General features: G+C 48.5%; 16 protein-coding genes. 5 read left to right on the top strand and 11 right to left on the bottom strand.

From position 1 onward, the window contains the following. Window positions 1-193: 193 nt before the first annotated feature. Complete coding sequence (locus ACSTTG_RS11160; protein ID WP_438474876.1) at window positions 194-1,183, top strand: zinc-dependent alcohol dehydrogenase family protein; 990 nt, start codon at window positions 194-196, stop codon at window positions 1,181-1,183. 8 nt (window positions 1,184-1,191) lie between these two features. On the opposite strand, the gene ACSTTG_RS11155 is transcribed toward ACSTTG_RS11160, so the two are convergent. The 4 genes from ACSTTG_RS11155 to ACSTTG_RS11140 all read right to left on the bottom strand — a co-directional run bounded on the left by ACSTTG_RS11155 (window position 1,192) and on the right by ACSTTG_RS11140 (window position 6,319). Further along, window positions 1,192-2,109 carry a DMT family transporter gene (locus ACSTTG_RS11155; RefSeq protein ID WP_438474874.1) on the bottom strand — a complete coding sequence of 306 codons (918 nt, stop codon included), beginning with the start codon at window positions 2,107-2,109 and terminating at the stop codon, window positions 1,192-1,194. A 232-nt stretch (window positions 2,110-2,341) separates the two neighbouring features. Then, window positions 2,342-3,904: a hydantoinase/oxoprolinase N-terminal domain-containing protein gene (locus tag ACSTTG_RS11150; RefSeq protein WP_438474873.1), complete on the bottom strand. Its 1,563-nt coding sequence runs from the start codon at window positions 3,902-3,904 to the stop codon at window positions 2,342-2,344. After that, entirely contained in the window at window positions 3,904-5,031 is a 1,128-nt protein-coding gene (locus ACSTTG_RS11145; protein WP_438474871.1) for an S-methyl thiohydantoin desulfurase family protein, read from the bottom strand. The genes ACSTTG_RS11150 and ACSTTG_RS11145 overlap by 1 nt, the downstream gene beginning before the upstream one ends. Then, window positions 5,018-6,319, bottom strand: a complete 1,302-nt coding sequence (locus tag ACSTTG_RS11140) for a purine-cytosine permease family protein (protein WP_438474870.1) — start codon at window positions 6,317-6,319, stop codon at window positions 5,018-5,020. The genes ACSTTG_RS11145 and ACSTTG_RS11140 overlap by 14 nt, the downstream gene beginning before the upstream one ends. A gap of 116 nt (window positions 6,320-6,435) precedes the next feature. Here ACSTTG_RS11140 and ACSTTG_RS11135 point away from each other — a divergent pair, with 116 nt between their 5' ends. After that, window positions 6,436-7,374: a LysR family transcriptional regulator gene (locus ACSTTG_RS11135; RefSeq protein ID WP_438475019.1), complete on the top strand. Its 939-nt coding sequence runs from the start codon at window positions 6,436-6,438 to the stop codon at window positions 7,372-7,374. A gap of 35 nt (window positions 7,375-7,409) precedes the next feature. Here the strand turns inward: ACSTTG_RS11135 and ACSTTG_RS11130 are convergent, their stop codons facing one another. The 4 genes from ACSTTG_RS11130 to ACSTTG_RS11115 form a co-directional block, all read right to left on the bottom strand. After that, complete coding sequence (locus ACSTTG_RS11130) at window positions 7,410-7,709, bottom strand: DUF3861 domain-containing protein (protein WP_438474869.1); 300 nt, start codon at window positions 7,707-7,709, stop codon at window positions 7,410-7,412. 51 nt (window positions 7,710-7,760) lie between these two features. Next, a complete protein-coding gene (locus tag ACSTTG_RS11125) occupies window positions 7,761-8,252 on the bottom strand; it encodes a DUF2798 domain-containing protein (protein WP_438474867.1) in 492 nt (163 codons plus the stop codon). Between the two features lie 363 nt (window positions 8,253-8,615). Then, entirely contained in the window at window positions 8,616-9,671 is a 1,056-nt protein-coding gene (locus ACSTTG_RS11120) for a hypothetical protein (protein ID WP_438474866.1), read from the bottom strand. Window positions 9,672-9,932: 261 nt separating this feature from the next. Further along, the gene (locus tag ACSTTG_RS11115; protein WP_438474864.1) at window positions 9,933-10,430 is read right to left on the bottom strand and encodes a peptidylprolyl isomerase; all 498 of its coding nucleotides are present in this window, start codon (window positions 10,428-10,430) and stop codon (window positions 9,933-9,935) included. 232 nt (window positions 10,431-10,662) lie between these two features. Between ACSTTG_RS11115 and ACSTTG_RS11110 the strand changes: the two genes are divergently transcribed. Then, complete coding sequence (locus ACSTTG_RS11110; protein WP_438474862.1) at window positions 10,663-11,847, top strand: amino acid aminotransferase; 1,185 nt, start codon at window positions 10,663-10,665, stop codon at window positions 11,845-11,847. 20 nt (window positions 11,848-11,867) lie between these two features. After that, window positions 11,868-12,539 (top strand): ATP-dependent zinc protease family protein, encoded by a 672-nt coding sequence (locus ACSTTG_RS11105; protein ID WP_438474860.1) that lies wholly within the window; start codon window positions 11,868-11,870, stop codon window positions 12,537-12,539. Between the two features lie 93 nt (window positions 12,540-12,632). Here the strand turns inward: ACSTTG_RS11105 and ACSTTG_RS11100 are convergent, their stop codons facing one another. The 3 genes from ACSTTG_RS11100 to ACSTTG_RS11090 all read right to left on the bottom strand — a co-directional run bounded on the left by ACSTTG_RS11100 (window position 12,633) and on the right by ACSTTG_RS11090 (window position 15,995). Continuing rightward, on the bottom strand, window positions 12,633-12,824 hold the full coding sequence (locus ACSTTG_RS11100; protein ID WP_438457058.1) for a hypothetical protein: 192 nt from the start codon (window positions 12,822-12,824) through the stop codon (window positions 12,633-12,635). Window positions 12,825-13,078: 254 nt separating this feature from the next. Next, window positions 13,079-14,683, bottom strand: a complete 1,605-nt coding sequence (locus ACSTTG_RS11095; protein WP_438475018.1) for a VRR-NUC domain-containing protein — start codon at window positions 14,681-14,683, stop codon at window positions 13,079-13,081. A gap of 70 nt (window positions 14,684-14,753) precedes the next feature. After that, on the bottom strand, window positions 14,754-15,995 hold the full coding sequence (locus tag ACSTTG_RS11090) for an L-lactate MFS transporter (protein WP_438475017.1): 1,242 nt from the start codon (window positions 15,993-15,995) through the stop codon (window positions 14,754-14,756). A 469-nt stretch (window positions 15,996-16,464) separates the two neighbouring features. Between ACSTTG_RS11090 and ACSTTG_RS11085 the strand changes: the two genes are divergently transcribed. After that, a complete protein-coding gene (locus ACSTTG_RS11085; protein WP_438474859.1) occupies window positions 16,465-17,559 on the top strand; it encodes a patatin-like phospholipase family protein in 1,095 nt (364 codons plus the stop codon).

Here is a 17,559-nt window from a genome sequence, read left to right as displayed (position 1 = left end):
ACAAACCTGTCATGGTTAAAAAATAACCTATTGAGATAAGGTACTCGGATTTTTAAAAACAGGTCAAGCATCCATTCAAAGACTTTAGAGATATCACAGGACTACTTTGTTGCTGATCAAAGCTGGACATTGGCGAAAAAAGTGTCAGCATAAAGGGCACGACATATATTGCTTCACCACTCATAGCTAGCCCATGACAAAAGCCACAGTCAATACAAGAGTTAATCAACATAGCTTTGGTCCAGCGAGCGCGTCATTAGCACTAGAGGCCGTGCCCTTAAGTGCGCTTAATCAAGATAAAGTGCGAGTCAAAGTCGAAGCGACCAATATTAATCCAAGTGATCTATTGTCTATCCATGGCGTCGGGCAGTATAGGCATACACATCAGCCGCCCAGGGTGCCAGGGTTTGAAGCGGTTGGCCGGGTTATCGAATCTAGGCATCCAGAGTTTAGCGTAGGTGAGAGAGTCGTGGTGGCGAGCAGTGGGACTTGGCAAAATTATATCGATGCCTCACCAGATAACCTTTTTAGTATTCCTGAGCATTTAGAAAGTGGCTATGCGTGTCAGCTGTATATCAATGCGTTAACTGCTTGGGTTTTGAGCACAGAAATCGTTCAGTTGACTCAAGGTGATGTGTTGATCATCAATGCCGCCAGCTCAGCAATAGGGAAAATATTCGCCCAGCTATCCTTATCGCTTGGTTTTACGCTTATTGCTGTCACCTCACAACCTGAAAGCTATCCATTTGATACTCATTATGTCATCGACGCTAAACAAGACCTAGTCTCGCAAATTCAACGCCTTGGTTGCCCGAGGCCCAACATTGCTTTTGATGCTATCGGTGGTCAGGCCGGAGCTGAGCTGGTTTATACCCTTAGTACCAATGGTCGGTTTATTAACTACGGAACCCTATCGTTAGAGTTTTACCCGCCCAGCTTTTTTGAACATTCAAAACAGCAAGCAATAGATTTCAGTACCTTCTTCCTTCGCTACTGGGAGAATAAGGTGGGCAAAGATCTGCGACGTGAAAAGTTCACCATGATGTTAGACCACTTTATAACTCACCAAGTTAAACTGGATGTTGCGCGCTATTTGCCATTGGAGCAAGTCTATGCCGCGATTGAGCTTATTGAGTCTAATCCCTTCACCTTGGATGGAAAAATCATTCTGACTTCAGCTTAGGAAACGAGTTACAAGTTATCACTGACCTGAGTCTTAAGGTTTCTGCGTTGCTTCCTTGCACACAGAGCAACCCCGCTTGCGATCAGAATTATCGCGATAAAATGATAGCTTTCAAGTCGCTCACCGAGGAAAAATACGCCAAAGCAGCCACCGGAAATAGGGATCAGATGGGTGAAAATATCACTCTTACTGGTGCCCACTTTGCCAGTACCATAGTTCCAGAATACATAAGAGAGCCAGGACGGGAAGATAATTAAGTAACACAACCCCGCGACACTAAAGTAATTGAGTGAATCCATCGCTTGGTTGATATTAAAACTTGTGGATGAGGTATATAGGCCAAATATGGGTACGAGTATTAGCGCTGCAATCCCAGAGGTATAGGCGACGAAGGAGGTATTAGAAATGTCCTTTTGCTTAAACCTAAGCAGTGAGCTGTACAGCGACCAACTGAAGGCGGAAAAGAAGGCCAGTCCATCACCAATGTTGAAAGTAAAACTCTCGGCATTGGCATTCATGATCGAAAGATATAGTACTCCCGCAGTACTGACGATCACACCCAAGATCTCGTTGGCATGGACCCTGTCTTTAAATACAAAATGATTAATCGCCAACACCATACTTGGCGTAGTGGATATATAGATGGCGGCGTTAAGTGAGGTTGTGTATTGCAGGGCGAAGTAAAGAGACAGTGGAAAGAAAATCTGACCTAAAATTGAATAGATCAAATTAAACGGTAGATGAGCTCTAAACGCCCGCCAGTCTTTTATCACCGAAGTGCGGTATATGAGAAAAATAATGCAAGCGGCACCCAGCCAGCGGATCAAAGTGATACCGACCGGGTCCAACGCTTGGGCCATGACTTTACCGACAACATAGTTGCCACCCCAGAAGACTGCTGCCATCGCTAACGCCAGGTAATGCATAGGGCTATCATCCTTAATCAATCCCACATCCGCTGAGTAGATATTAATTAAAACAGGCAGTTGAGACTAGTGTTAATAGCGTGGACGAATAAAAACCTTTTCAATAAATTGTCTATCGATGACTCCTTTTCCCGAGCGCGATATCTGTCGCCATTGATCTGGGCTTCTACTCGAAAAAGTTAGTAAACAAGTAGATGCCCATCTCTGTTCGACGGTGTTGACGGAGTCGAGGCTAAGCGATTTTTCCTGCCGCTTTTATTTTTACGTGCACCATATTCCCTTGCAGGTAGCTCAAGGGGATCTCGCTCTTGTCGATCACCGTAACACTATCCTGACATGCACCCGCCTCAATGGCTAAGCGGCAGGCTTGCTGCTCTAGGTTTGCAAGTACTTGCGTGCGCTGATTAGGAGCGATAGGGACAATCTTATCTAACTGCCCCGAAATCTCGCCAAGCGCCACACCGATGGCATTGGCCACCTCAAAGTGTTCTGGGCGGATCACTCGGCCTACTCCTTCAAAATGATTGGGCATTAGGGCACTGCCGCCGCCCACTAAAATGACATCCACCTCAGCCGCTGAGGTCTTCATCCGGTCAATCGCATCCTCTACATTCAGTACCATTTGGTGGTAGATAGCATCAGCGCTTGCCAAAGTCAGAGGGATCGGGCGCGGCGCGGTTGTACCCGCCCAACTCATCACGCGCTTGGTCAGTGCGACATCGGTCAGCGTGAGTGTATCGCCACCAAAGCTTTGTGCCTTCTCAAGTAGCTGATGACCAACACTCGCAGGGCCCAGCGTTATCTGGCCATCGCCCAAATCAACGCTTGTGCCGCCACCAATGGCGATCGCGAGTATGTCTGGCATTCTAAAGTTGGTGCGCACCTCACCAAGCTCAACCGCAAGACTCGATTCTCTTGGGTATCCATGGGTCAGTGCGCCGATATCTGTCGTCGTGCCGCCCACATCCACGACAATGGCATCGGCTAATTGGGTTAGATGGCTCGCGCCGCGGATCGAATTCGTGGGCCCACAAGCTACGGTCAGGATTGGGTATTGGAGCGCAAAGTCCTGTGACATCAAGGTGCCGTCATTTTGTCCAAAATACGGAGTCACATCGATGCGATGCTTTTCAAGGGCGTGACAAAACCCCTCCACAAACCGTTTTGCTGTCCCTTGCAGCGCGGCGTTGAGAATAGTGGCATTTTCACGCTCAAGGATCCCAAGACTGCCGACTTTGTGTGACAGCGAAATATTCACGTTGGGGAGTTCCTCGCCAACCCATTTGGCGACCACTTGCTCTTGTTCGCTATCGACTGGGGAGAACACCCCACAAATGGCAATAGAGTCAATCTGACCACGCATCTTTTGACACAAGGCGCGGATCTCTCGCTCGTTTACTTCTGCAATTTTTTGCCCGTCGTACTCATACCCACCATGCGCTTGATAAAAGTGCTCACCCAAGAGAGTCTGCCATGACTCACTCCAACCACAAAGGGGAGGGACAGCACTACCACTGGGCAGGGCGAGACGGATCATACCGATCCTATCTAGCCCACGCTTCTCGACAATCGCGTTGGTACACTGAGTTGTCCCGAGCATGGCATATTTGATTTTCTCACCGGTCACTTTAGCCTGACAAAGTAGCGCCTCAATTACGTTGTCGATACCCGTGGCGATATCGGCGGTGGTGGCAACTTTGACTTTGGAGATGACTGATAGCTGCTCATCCAAAAGCACTCCATCCGTGTTGGTGCCACCGACATCAATCCCAAGGCGATATTTCGCAACTGTCATTATGCGTCCTCCTGATCAAGTCGTGGTGATAATGCCTCGATCGGTGTGTAGTCGACGGGGTAGCCAAAATAGCGGGGACCGGCGACGTCGATCCCTTTGGTGGTTCGCCACTTAGGGTCACAAGGGTAGGCGATGAGGTCGATGCGTTGACCGTATCGCAGCTGCTCGGTGGTGATAGGCTGGCCAGATTCATGGTCAAGAATGCTGATCAAATCCGGGGTACACGCCAGTAATGATGCCTGACTGATTTCATCGGCACTGCAACCTTTATGGGCTAGGAGTAGCTCATTCTGGAAGTGAACAAAAACCTTATCGGTTTCACCCCGCGTAGCGAGCGGCTCAATCACCACCCCTCCGGTGACGAAACCACCACTGGTACTGCGCTCTATATCGATGATTTTACCCGTTATCACGCGGCGTCCTTTGACCAGCTTAAGTACCGCTTCAACGGCACTGTCGCCAAGGGCGTTGGCTTGACGAATCGAGCGACCAATCTCCATTGCTTTTGTCAGTGTACCGCCCAGTGCGCTGCGTTTGAGCGCTTTGCCCAACATGGGGTAGTCACACATGGCCGCGGAACCCCCCATCTGCTCGGTGATCGGCCGAGCAAATCGCTCAGACCAAAGCCCATCAACAGGATGAAGTGTCACCACGTTGCCTTTCTCATCGGCAAGGGTATTTGGCGCAGATGGCAGGCCATCGAGATAAAAAGTCACCATTTGTGATTCGGGAAAAGCGCGCCCCATGGCATCACAATCCACAACGGGGATACCCTTTTGCGCGGCAACGAGTATGGGGATCAGAGAGTTAAATCCACCAACCTCGATAGGGAATGTAGCCCCAATAGGGCAGCCAACTGCTTGCTCCATCGCTTCAAATGCGACCAGCATCTGATCTTGCGAGTTGAGCTTCTCGATTGCCACGGTCGGCGCGCCGATCATCGAAGAGGGAACGGTCATCCAATCGTCGGCGACTTGATCTAAAGCGATCAGCTCAACTGGCTGCTTCGCATTGGCTATTGCGGCCTTGGCCATCAGCGCGCCGCTATACGGGTCACCACCGCCTCCGGTGCCCAATACGGTGGCACCTAAGGCAATATCATCAATCATTTGGTCATTGAATATCACAAACCGTTTCCTTTTTTGTTACTGACAGCTTAACAAGCACAATGTAGGTAACGAATGACGCAAGAATGCCGTCAATCGCTGAGATAGTGGTTAATGAGAACAGGTTGAAGAACTCTCCGGCGGTGCAGGCACTCACGGCGCTGCCGAACGCCCACGCGACAAGCCCTTTGGCTAGCCAGTCTGGAACACTTTGGATGTGGGCGAAATTTAGCGCCTGTTTGTCTAGGCAGTAATACTGTGCCAAGTAGACACCTGCTGAGGGAGCGATCGTGACACTCAACAGCGTGAGAAAAACGGTGAACATGTCGATCATGCCAAATTGAGCAATAGCGATACCCAAAATGGTCATCATCACGACTAAGACCGGGCGCGGCACCTTAGGTAGCAACACTGATAGGCCAAGCGCCCCTGAGACAAGGTTACTGCTATTGGTGGTCCACTGAGCAAACACCAGAATGATGATCGCCGCTAAACCCAGCCCGAGACCAAAGAACACGTCAACAAGGTTGTCGGTGCCGGTCATTTGAGTCAGTAGCAATGCGACGACAATGGTGGCACTGTTGCCAAAAAAGAAGCCAAAGCCGGCCCCTAAGATGGCATCTTTACGGGTCTTTGCGTAGCGCGCAATATCAGGCGCTGCCACTGCTGCGAGGATCCAAATCGACATCACGTAAGAGATGGCTTCTCCCATCGACAATGGTGCTTCGATTAACTTACTGCCCTCAGTTTGCATACCTGCGGCCATATACAGACCAATGGTAATTAGAGTCACCATCAGCGGTACCGAATAGGTGCTTAATTTACCAAGCGCGCGTACACCATAAATGGCAGTCATCATCATTAAACCGCTGCCCACAACCAATGCGGCAAAGTGCGGTACGATCAGGTCATACTTTCCTAGGGCTTCAACCAAGATATAGGCGAAGAAATCGGCCTGGAAAGCAAACCACCCCACCAAGGAAACACCATTGATAGCACCAAGCAACTTGCCACCATAACGCCCAAAAACAGAGCTGCTCATTAACGGGGTGGATACACCTGACTGAAAGCCAATATTCGCGCACAGCATCGCGAGGATGGCTAAAAGGAAAGAGCCCGTGAAGGTAGCGAATAGTGCATCATTGATCGACAGGCCACTACTGAGAAAGGCCCCTAAGAAAAGCCCTGAGATATCGATCCCAATGGCCAACCAGATCAGGCTGATCACCCACCATGAACGCTTGGCCTTGGTGGGTACGGGCTCTAGTTCAAAGTCATCAATCTTATGTGCTGTTGGTGAGTTTGCCATCCTTGTTCCTCAATAATTATCCATTAAATACACATAAATAATCTATCAGCTTGATACATTTAGTTAAATATATATTATTGAATGCAAGTATTTGCTTTTGACTATGTATGGAAGTGATGGTGATTCATTTCGAAAAACTGGATAAACGCGACCTGAGGCGATTAGAGCTTTTCTGCGCAATTGTCGAGCAGGGCGGGATAAGCACGGCAACTGTCACGACTGGACTGAGTCAACCTGTGCTCAGCAATCAACTCATCGAACTAGAGAAGAGCCTTGGGGTGACGCTATGCAAGCGTGGGCGCAGCGGCTTTGAGCTGACGAGTGAGGGGCATACTGTGTATGGTTATGCAAATGAACTTAATAGCCTTCTCAGTGATTTTGCTCAAAAGCTGAAAGGCGTGCAGTCGACGCTAAGCGGCCATGTACGGGTGGGCATTCTCGATAACACCATTACGTTACCTAACAACCCGCTTCCTGCTGCAATTGAGGCCTTTTATCGGCTGAGCGATAGTGTTGAAGTGAGCTTGGAGGTGGGCGACTACACAGTGCTCAATGATAAGCTGTCAAAGCACCAGTTGGATATGATGATTGTGGTGGTTGCCGAAAATCACGACGGTGCCTTTGCCCACATCGACCCCTTGTTCAGTGAGAAAAGCTACCTATATGCAAGGCGTGATGTCGCCCAAGCAATTATCAGCAGTGATTTATCCCTTGAGGGGCGGCGGATTAACATCGGTGGTTACTCCTCTAAGCTGATGAATCAGCTCCTTGATGTGACGCAATATCGCACCATCAAACTGATTGACGGCTGGAACGTCGAGTCTGGCGTACTGTTGACCCTGGCGGGCACACACTTAAGTTTTCTGCCTGGGCACTTGATTGAAAACAGCGCGCTCAATCAATCCTTGGTCGCGCTCAACCCGAGCGTATGGCACTTTCACAGTCACTTTTCACTGGTGCTGAACAAGCCGAAGAAAGCACTATCATTGGCCGCGTTGGCATTTTACGATTGCTTAATGGAGCAAAACCAGCCAAGCGAGTATTCATCTCAATAGGCTGGTTTTGCGAGACATAGCATTACCTGCTGCGCTTATTTGCGACTTTTAACTGTTTGCTTCAGGTTTTGCATAAACTGCTTAAAGTGCGGGAAGAAATCAGCAAACAATGGGTGCTTGCGATCTTTCATCATCTCCGGACCTAACAGGCGCAGCGCAACAGAGACTTTAGTTGCAGCTGCTGGCTCAAGTCCGCTGCCGTTTTTAATGCTCTCAACAATCTTGAACAGGTCTTCACGGTCTTGGTAGTCAAACTCAAGCGTTCTTGGCTCATCGACGTTGATTTCCTCAATCGTTACCTTGTATTGCTTGTCTTTACGAATAGTCGGGATCATAGTAATTACCTCGATAAATAGATTGTGGTATTCGGTTCTAGTGTTGGGAGATCAACTCTTTAAGAACTTCTCAACCTTAGGTTTGATTGTCATTGATACCGTGATCATTAGCACTAGTGCCACAGGCAGTGCCCCAATCACGCCATCGATCCATGCGTTGAAAAACTCAGTTTGATTGTCCAAACCAACACTGTGGTAGGCACTTGTCAATGCCATCCCTGACTCCATAATCAGCGCCATAATTATGCCCACCAGCGCATCACGCTTCTTTACGGCTACATTAGGTAGCAGCTTCGCTGCTCCCTTGGTCAACAGCACCATCATGGTGAAACCCAATGGGATCACTGTAACGAGTGCGGTTAGAAAATTGGTTGCCCAGTCAACAAAGAAGGTGTCAGTAAACCCAAGGTTTAGGTAGGTCATTGTGCCTGTGATCGTGCCACCCATCAGGCTGATCATGGCGAGCATCACCAAGATCTTTTGGATAATTGGCGTCTTCTGTTGCTCAACAAGCGATTCAGTCGTCATCGTGTGTTCAGTCATTATGCTCTCCCGTGTTGAACTTGTTTATTTGGTTGATGTAGTCAACTATAATTGATTGGTTGATATTGTCAACTAATAGTTTGAGAAAACCCCGTCTTGTGAACAGTCACCAGATGACCTGTTTGCACGAATACGTCAACTCAAGAAGGGTAGGCAAAATGAGAACAGCCCTTTCAAGAAAGCTGTTCTAACCAGTGTTGTTTTAGTAAGTTTATGATTTTTTTGAGCGATCTTCGCTCTGAGTATAGTGACCTTCGCTCTAGGTATCGCGATAAGCCAAAGCTAATGGTGCCGAATCGACTGTCAGCATACTGACAGTCGGTGGATGAATATCAAAGTGATAAAATTAGGGGAGGGTAAGAGTTATCCGTTAAAGCAGGATAAAACATCTTGCTCAAAGTAGGGCTCTTGGTTGACCCAAAACAGATAATCGACATTGAGAAAATCGTCTGCAAAGGCGTGTAGCATCGGAACGATATTGTTACGCTCACCTTCTACGCGAGTTGTCCCCGTTTGACCAATATAGTTACCATCTTGAATGGCAATACCCAGCGGCACGCTATAGTCAGATTCATGCATCATCGCCAGCGCATGGTTGAGTTGCGCACGGCGTTGGATCATCAGATCCGGCGCACCCATTGCAACACCGATTTCTTCGCCATAAGCATAAAGGCTCTTCAAATACCCCTTGTCATCCCACGGCAACCACTCACCATTAACGAAATTGGCGTATTGCATCGTGGTTGAGTTAGGAAACGCCTTTTTGAGCGCAAGCATGTTGTCTTTAAGCCCCTGCACATAGCCCACTTCAGTAAAACTGGCGTCGTTACTATGCGCAATACCAATCGCGCTCTCTTGCAGGTTGATCCCTTCAATTTTGCCGTCAAACTCCTCACCTAACGCTTGCATCAGCAGAGCAAATCGCTCACGCACTTGTGGATTCCAGCGCTTCGCCACCCAGCCCTCAGGCTCTCCGTCTTGGGTATATTGCTCGATAGCGCCGCCATCAAACTCGTCGCTAAACAAGTAGTCGGGCACGCCCTTATTCACGCTTACGAACGTCGCGTCTTGAAGCTGGACAAACAGCTTTTTACCGTACTTCACCAAGTATTCGTAATCCTCACGTATGATGGAAAAATCATACTCGCCTCGTCTTGGCTCAAGCTTGGCCCATGGGTACATGATTTGCGCGCCACTGAAACGCTCATGACTGAGCAGTGGATGATCGTGGATAGCAGCTCTATCGATAGCGAAGTAGACGAAGTGTTTGATGTCGTTGTTGGCAATCGGGCACGTCGCGTCTTGATACTGCTTATATTGCTCGATATATCGATCGGCATGGGCAACATGGGGCTCAGACGAGGCAGCAAAACTCAGGCTCAATAGTAGGATTGAGGGGATAAAGACAGACTGATTCATTCTTGTTTCCTTGTTCACTTAGATATCAGCGGAGTACGGTGCTTATGAGAAGTCTTGGTACGCGAGCTGATTATTATTGTAAACGCATACTAAACAGTACTTTAGTTAGGATTTTGCCTAGTGGGTCACAAGAATGAATATTGGCTTAGTGCTGAGGTTTAAAGGGCGGTGCAGCTATTGGCAACACCGCAATAGGAAAGGTGCGCTAGGACATAACATGCCGAAGCAGATAACTTTCAGTGACTAAGAGGATTGTGACAATCACTCTTGCTCAACGGTTACGCGCTCAATCACAATATGCTCGGCAGGCACATCATCATGACCCATGCGCGATAAGGTCTCGACCTCAGCGATCTTGTTCACTACATCCATACCCGCGGTCACTTTACCGAACACCGCATAGCCCCAACCTAGGTTCGTTTTAGCGGTGTGGTCGAGAAAATCATTGTCGGCGAGGTTGATAAAAAACTGCGCTGTTGCTGAGTGCGGGGCATCGGTGCGTGCCATGGCAATCGTGCCGATGGTGTTTTTCAGTCCGCGGTTGGCTTCATTGGTGATTGGCGCACGTGTCGCTTTCTCATCCATCAGTTCAGTCAAGCCGCCACCTTGGATCATAAAGCCCTTGATCACTCGATGAAAAATGGTGCCAGTGTAAAAGCCCTCTTCGCAGTAACGCTTGAAGTTTCTTGAGCTAACAGGCGCCTTGTCTTTGTTGAGTTCAATATGGATATCACCGAGGTTGGTGTGCAGAGTAATCATAGCTAGGCTACCGTGTTGATTGAAATGGGGCGCAAGTATATCGATATAAAATCCAGTTTAGTACCTCAACCTAGTTGGCGAGGTGTTTTCTACCGCTCTTGCAGCCTGGTTAGCCGCTTTAGTGAGCTTTTTCTGCCAGCCTAAAGAAAGGCTCAGATTGATGTTGCAGTTATTTGGGGCTGCGTGCTAACTTTGTGAGCTATTAGCGGAATTTCAAAGGGTTGTGACTTTCATGTTTTCTCATCTACCAACACCAGCGTTGGATCCTATTCTCTCTCTTTCGGTCGCCTACCGAAACGACACACGCAGCGACAAGGTTGACCTTGGTATCGGCGTGTACAAAAACAGCCAGGGTGAGACGCCAATTATGCAGGCGATCAAGCAGGCGCAAACGATTGTGACCGAGAATCAGCAAACTAAGGCATATGTGGGCTTGGCTGGCTGTGAAGAGTTTAACCAGTCGATGGTGGACTTGCTGCTAAAAGGCACATCAGCGATGGATCGCGTTTCTGCAATCCAAACCCCCGGCGCGAGCGGTGCACTGCGAATGCTTGGTGACTTGATGGCGGTCGCTCAACCCAATACCACGGTTTGGCTATCGAACCCAAGTTATGTTAACCACCGCCCGGTGATGGAAGCGGCGGGATTGAAAGTGAAGTTCTATCGCTACTTTAGCCCAGTCACCAAGCAGGTTGACCTTGAAGGCATGCTAGCAGACTTGGCCACAGCCGGTCAGAATGATGTCGTGCTGCTGCATGGCTGTTGTCACAACCCAACCGGGGCGGATATTGATTTTGCCACGTGGCAGGCCATTACTGAGCTAGCAGCGAAAAATGGTTTCACCCCATTTGTCGATATTGCCTACCAAGGTTTTGGCGATGGCTTAGAGGAAGACGCCAAAGGCCTGCGTCATATGGCGGATAACCTGGAAGAGATGATGATCACCACCTCATGCTCGAAGAATTTTGGTCTGTATCGTGAGCGCACCGGTGCGGCGATTGTGGTGGGTAAAAACCAGCAGGATGTCGCCAATGCGAAAGGCAAACTCCTGACCCTAGCGCGTGCGACTTACACCATGCCGCCCGATCACGGCGCGGCGTTGGTAAAAACCATCTTACAAGACGATACGCTTACTCAGCTGTGGAAACAGGAGCTCAATGAGATGCAGCAGCGTCTGGTTTCGCTGCGCTCGCAACTGTGCCAAACCCTTAGAAATGAGTACCATACCGCACAATTTGACTTTATCCAGCAGCACAAGGGCATGTTTACTGTGCTAGGATTTAGTCAAGAGCAGATGTCTAAGCTGCGCGAGGATTATGCCATTTATGGTGTTGGCGATGGGCGGATCAATATTGCTGGCCTGACTGAGCAACATATTCCTTACGTCGCTAAGGCCATTTTTGAGGTCGCACAATAATTAGTTTACTGAGGGACGCAATGAATCAACTGCGCAATCTGATGATGACCCTGTTGGTAACGGGCGGTCTTGCCGCCTGTTCTACGCCGGTGCCGATTGACCCGGAGCCTGAGCCCCCGCAACCGGAGATCGAGCAGCCGATTGAACGACCGGATATCGAGCAACCGATTGAGCGAGAGGTGGAAGAGCCGTTTGAGGTTGAGCCAGAGCCAGAAGCTGAGCTAAAACCAGAGCCCAAACCGCTGCCAGTCAAAACTGCCGATGGTAAATTGATCCTCGGTGCGCAGGAATGGGTGTATTTTCCAAGCATCGATAAACACATCAAGGCGGGTGTTGATGAGAGTATTGCCAATTCGTCGGTCAGTGCCGTCGATGTGACCCCGTTTGAGCGTGATGGCAAAGATTGGGTCAAGTTCAAGATCAAGCACCAAGATCTGGAGACCAAGGAGTTTGAAGCGCCAGTGCAGCGTTGGCTTAAGGTCAAGCAAGCCAATGGTGATGACAGCCAGCGTCGCGCCGTTGTGGTGGGCTGGGTGCAACTGGGCGATCTTCGTGAGCAGGCAGAGTTTACCTTGGTCGATAATGGCCAGATGGCACATCCGGTTCAGTTAGGACGTAACTTCTTCAACGATGTCGCAGAGCTTGATAAAAGCCGAACCTTTGTTCAGGGTAAAGCAACCCCGCAAAAGTAACGATGCATCGATAAGCTAACTAGCAAAAATAACAAACAAAAAGAGCGCTTCTCATTCGAGTCAGCGCTCTTTTAGTCTGTGTGGGCTATGTCACTAACTGCCATACCAGTCATCCATAAAGTACTGTCCTTCAGGAGCGTAAGGATCATCATCAAAAGGATGCTCGGCCTTTGATTTGAGTGATTCCAACTGCTGCTCTAGCATGTTGATAGTGTCATAGTCACCCTCTGAGCTAGCAATATAGATTTGCTGCTCGAGCATTTCGATTCTCTCTTGTAGCTTCATAACTCCCTCCTGAACCGAATTGGTTCCCCCAACAAAATGTCCACGTCCATTTTTCATTCGATTATAGTTAAGCGCCGCAAGAACGATCAGAAAAAATTGCACAAAAAAAGCGCAACGCTGATGACTGAGACTGCTGGGTGAAAAAGAGTCTTGATTCGCTGGTTGTTTTTTAACGACTTATAAGCAGAGTCTCGACGAGTTGTTGAGACAAGTTTCCTTTTTCACGGCTTTCCCTGCGTCATTAGGCAAGAAGGCTATTGTGCGCTAACCCAGCAGACCGAGAAAGGTAGGCTAAGGCGTTGAAAGTGCTTGATCCAACGCCATTGATTGTCTTGAAGTTTGTCACCCGGCCCCTTTACCTCCACCCAGCGAAACTCCGTGTCATTAAACAAGATAAGATCTGGCATACCGTTGCGGTACAACTTGATGTCCGAGAGTATCACAGAGAATAGCTCGGCTAGGATTGCAGCAGGTATGCGAGTTAAGGCCAATTCAACTAGGGTAAAATCGAGCCACTTCCACTGGACAAAGGGGTTGGCGAGGCCAAACTTGGCGTGATAGTTATCAAGGATGAACGTGAGTTCACCTTCACGAACTCTCTGCAGTGTTTGCTCAATCAGAGCACGACGTTTGTCAGAAAAATCACCGTGGTAGAGATCCAGTGGTCGGTGTTGGTAGCGATTGACAAAGGCATTATCAACATCGGCAAAGATACACGACCAAAAAGCTAAACCAAACAGGCCATTGAGCAGGGTATTTTCACTATAGAACACCTGCCAACCTTGCTGCTGATAGTACGCCAGTGCTGCGTATTCAACGCGCTGAGAAGACAAATCGAGGCTGAGTTTATCTTCGGTTAATGTAGGTTTTGGCGCACGCGGAACGCGTTGTTTGCGCTTACGTTTGACGCGGGTCTCTAATCGCTGTGCAACCTCGAGCTCTTCGATATTGTAGGGGGCATCGAGCATCGACTGAACCACCTCTGCCATCGCATCGACGTGCTCAAGTTTATCCAATATACGCGCCTGTCGCTCTCTGGCTGGTGGTAGTTGGCTGAGCTGAAACCAATCTAATGCGGATTGATAATGCTCTAGGCGCTCAAGATCTCTGGCAAGCAGATTGATTAATCGAAAGGCCTTACGTTTTAGACTCGGGTGGCGACTGATAGGGATCGACTCGAGTAATGCAAGCAGTTTGGCAGCCTGCTTGTCCTCAAGCAAATAGAATTGCTCTGCTATCTCAGTAAGTTGCTTGAGCTCTTCTACTTGTTTACGGTCGCTAAAGTAGCGTGCACTGCGAGTCAATGGGTAGTGCTCAAATTGCTGCAGGCCAAGATCACTAATGACAAACTGGCTGAGATCTTGGCGTGAGTTAGCAAAAAACAGCGCGAGCAGAGTGGCGATCATCTCATTGTCGAGTAGATGGTAAAACACCACGTCATCAAGTGTGATTGCCGCGTTTGAGGGCAGTAGTTCAATCAACGCCGCTTTGGGCAGAGTGCGTTTAAGTTCTGGGTAGGCTTGGCTAATCTCAGGTTTGGTCAGAAGTTGGTTGATAGCGCTAACATCAGACAGTGTACCGTAGCGGGTGATAAAGCCATGTTGCTCTAGCTGATAGCCGACCGCGGCCAGATTGGGGATTTCTGAGTAAATCAGTTTATCGCTACGAAACCACTCACCTTTGCGCGACAACATTCTAACCAATAAGCAGCGGCTGTGATTATCGAGCTGGTCAAAGCGGGCAATCCAGTCCAGTTCATGCGGGTTGAGCAAGTCTGAGTACAGCTGGGTAGCATGCTCAATCAGCTTTAAAAAGTTAGTCAGGTAGTAGTCGGGCGCGAGATCTAAGGCGTCAGTCATGGCATCAATGAGTGAGAAACAAAAAAGGCTTAACCCTAAGGTTAAGCCTTTCATCTAACAAAGCCAATGATTAAGCGTTAGCGCCTTTAAGCTGCGCCATCTTCTCTTCTGAGATTGGCTTAGTCACCAGTGATAGTGCCACACACACGCCCATCATCACAGCAGAGATAGTGTACGCTAGGGTGTAGCTGCCGCCACCTTGCGCCATTGAGTAACCAACCACGCTCGCGCCGATGGCACCACCCATACCCCATGCGGTGTAAAGGATGCCGTAGTTAGTACCATAGTTTTTCAGGCCGTAGTATTCAGACGAGATAGATGGGAATACTGCCAGTAGGGTACCGTAACCCATTGCCGCAATTGCCGTACCGACAATCAGAGTGAACTCTGAAGTGAAGGTCGCGAACAACACCATGTTGATGCCTTGTAGGGCAAAGGCTAGGAACAATGTGCGCATACAGCCAATCTTGTCAGATAGGATACCCGCTGCAACGCGACCGCCTGAGTTAAATACCGCAAGGATAGACGCTAGGTAAACCGCGTTCGGTAGATTCGCTTGTACGCTTGCGATGTTGGTGATATTACCGATGATCATCAGACCAACAGAAGCTGCAAATGCATACATTACCCACAGTGAGTAGAACTGAGGTGTTTTTAGCATTGCGCTCCATTTCAGATCTTGAACAGGCTTGAGTGCTTTTGGTGCTTGGCCCGCTTTCACTTTAGGTGCTGTAGGCGTGTAGTCCGCTGGTGGGTTGTTGATGGTGCATGCCAGTGGCACTGCAATCACCAGTACACCAACACCAAGGATCAGGAATGCGTTGTTGATGCCTTGCGTCTCAATCAGAAGCGAAGTCAAAGGTGCAAGGTAGATAGCGGCAAGACCAAAGCCCGCAGCAATAAGACCGTTAACAAGACCTTTCTTGCTTGGGTGGAACCATTTCATCGCTGATGGAGAAAGACAGGCGTAACCAAAGCCGATACCCATACCAGAGATCACACCAAAGGTAATGTTAAGACCCAGTACTGAGTCAACAAAGCCTGATGCAATCATGCCAAGACCAGTCAGTGAGGTACCCAAGATAAGGATTTTACGTGGACCCATACGGTCTTGCAGAATGCCCGCTACCAAAAGAGAAATTGAAAAGACAATAGTAGCAACCGCATAAGGTGATGACGCATCAGCAGCGTTCCAGCCGAAGTCTGTCACTAGGGCTTTGTTAAATACACTCCAGGCATATAGGATGCCAAGACAAAGGTTGATACTGAATCCTGCTAGTAGGATGCTGGTCGCTCTATCAAACTTGCTCATCATTTTTCTCGTCTGTGCCACTCAAACGGAGCAGCGGGTTAAGGGTGGGTTCATTCAAATATTTTTTACTTTATCAACACCAGTGATAAAGCAGCGCGGATTATAACCAATAAAATTGTGATTGGAATCTCTTTTTTTACGTGCTGCGAAAATATTTCAATTTGTTTCGGCGTGAGAGTGGGGTTAAGCCTCGATCTGAACGATGTATGAGGCCTAAAAGTGCTGTTTATCCGAAGTGGGTTTTGATTAAGTACCTGATTTTATTCGATAATCAGTTTTATTGATTATATTTTATTTTTATATAAGAATTACTCAGAGCAAGTAGAGTTAAATTGTTGAAAAAATGAGCGATCTGTTCAATTCTCGACTTTGGTGCACTCTGGGTGTTGGCGAAAGATTATACTGATGTCAGACTCAACTTTTGTTGAGTGAAATGCAGTTTTGACGAATAAATGAACGGGATGTAGCAGTGGAAAATCGTTTTGCGTTAGTGGTACAGGGCGGTGGCCAGAAGGGGGCGTTTGCCGCTGGGGTATTAGACTATTTTAAAAAGCAGCAGTTTGATCCCTTCTCTCTTTATCTGGGTACGTCAGCCGGCGCGTTAAATATCGCTGCATACGTGGCGGGGCAGCAAGGCTTAGGTTTGGACTTTATCCTCAATTATTCAACCCACAATCGCTTTTTTGATCTGAATAAATTTCTGCGTAAAGAGCAGCCAATGGATCTTGATTGGGCGTTCCAGTTTGTCGAGACGGGGGAGTTTCCTCTCGATATCGAACGAGGAAGACAGCGCCTGGGTTCAACTCGCGAGGCACTGGCATGTATTACCCATGTAGAAGAGATGAAGGACTATTATTACCCGATCTTTGCCGACAATTGGTTTGATGTGCTTCGAGCAACCTGTGCTATCCCTGTGCTGTATTTCAACGATATCGAATTCGATGGAGCGACCTGGGTGGATGGTGGCGTGACCGCCTCCGTTCCTATCCAAGAGGCTTATCGACGTGGTGCCACTGAGATCGTGGTGATCACCACAGAGCAAATTCTAGAGACTAAACAGCCTGATCGCTTTGATGTTTCAATTGAACGGTTTAAAACTGAGTTAGAAACGGGGCTTGAGCCCCTGATAGCCAAGTATGGCCTGCATGGTCATCGTGACAAGTTGGTAGACTTTCGCAATCAGTTTGTCGATAAGCTCTCACACTGGCAGCAAACCAGTCGTGAGGATATTTTTGGCGTGGTGCCTCGGGAGTGGCTGCCTGATACCGATAAACTGACCCAAATGCTAGCCGAGCAAAAGCATCGCTTAAATCTGTCCAAACCAAGCTCACAAAAAGTCGATATGTTGGTTAATCACTATGTCAATCATGAGGCGGTGAAGGAGTTTATGCGAGAGCCGCCCCAGGGCGTGATCATTCATGAGATTGCCCCCAGTAACAGCTTGCTTACTAAAGGCTTAATGAGCAGCCGCAAGGAGATTCTATCTGATTATGAGAGCGGTCAGCTGGCGGGTTTTGAGTTCCTCAATCGTTTACAGGAGCGCGAGGTTATTGCAAGTCAATAA

Source organism: Vibrio glycogenivorans, from assembly GCF_051660965.1.
Lineage (GTDB): Bacteria > Pseudomonadota > Gammaproteobacteria > Enterobacterales > Vibrionaceae > Vibrio.
The sequence above is the reverse complement of the archived record's forward strand: the minus strand, read 5'-3'. Positions and strand labels throughout refer to the sequence as shown.

What these genes read in the sequence shown, in the direction of transcription:
- ACSTTG_RS11095 (WP_438475018.1), bottom strand. Translation starts at nt 14,683, where the DNA reads ATGACTGACGCCTTAGATCTCGCGCCCGACTACTACCTGACTAACTTT.
- ACSTTG_RS11120 (WP_438474866.1), bottom strand. Translation starts at nt 9,671, where the DNA reads ATGAATCAGTCTGTCTTTATCCCCTCAATCCTACTATTGAGCCTGAGT.
- ACSTTG_RS11135 (WP_438475019.1), top strand. Translation starts at nt 6,436, where the DNA reads ATGGTGATTCATTTCGAAAAACTGGATAAACGCGACCTGAGGCGATTA.
- ACSTTG_RS11140 (WP_438474870.1), bottom strand. Translation starts at nt 6,319, where the DNA reads ATGGCAAACTCACCAACAGCACATAAGATTGATGACTTTGAACTAGAG.
- ACSTTG_RS11110 (WP_438474862.1), top strand. Translation starts at nt 10,663, where the DNA reads ATGTTTTCTCATCTACCAACACCAGCGTTGGATCCTATTCTCTCTCTT.
- ACSTTG_RS11105 (WP_438474860.1), top strand. Translation starts at nt 11,868, where the DNA reads ATGAATCAACTGCGCAATCTGATGATGACCCTGTTGGTAACGGGCGGT.
- ACSTTG_RS11100 (WP_438457058.1), bottom strand. Translation starts at nt 12,824, where the DNA reads ATGAAGCTACAAGAGAGAATCGAAATGCTCGAGCAGCAAATCTATATT.
- ACSTTG_RS11160 (WP_438474876.1), top strand. Translation starts at nt 194, where the DNA reads ATGACAAAAGCCACAGTCAATACAAGAGTTAATCAACATAGCTTTGGT.
- ACSTTG_RS11090 (WP_438475017.1), bottom strand. Translation starts at nt 15,995, where the DNA reads ATGAGCAAGTTTGATAGAGCGACCAGCATCCTACTAGCAGGATTCAGT.
- ACSTTG_RS11150 (WP_438474873.1), bottom strand. Translation starts at nt 3,904, where the DNA reads ATGACAGTTGCGAAATATCGCCTTGGGATTGATGTCGGTGGCACCAAC.
- ACSTTG_RS11115 (WP_438474864.1), bottom strand. Translation starts at nt 10,430, where the DNA reads ATGATTACTCTGCACACCAACCTCGGTGATATCCATATTGAACTCAAC.
- ACSTTG_RS11125 (WP_438474867.1), bottom strand. Translation starts at nt 8,252, where the DNA reads ATGACTGAACACACGATGACGACTGAATCGCTTGTTGAGCAACAGAAG.
- ACSTTG_RS11155 (WP_438474874.1), bottom strand. Translation starts at nt 2,109, where the DNA reads ATGCATTACCTGGCGTTAGCGATGGCAGCAGTCTTCTGGGGTGGCAAC.
- ACSTTG_RS11130 (WP_438474869.1), bottom strand. Translation starts at nt 7,709, where the DNA reads ATGATCCCGACTATTCGTAAAGACAAGCAATACAAGGTAACGATTGAG.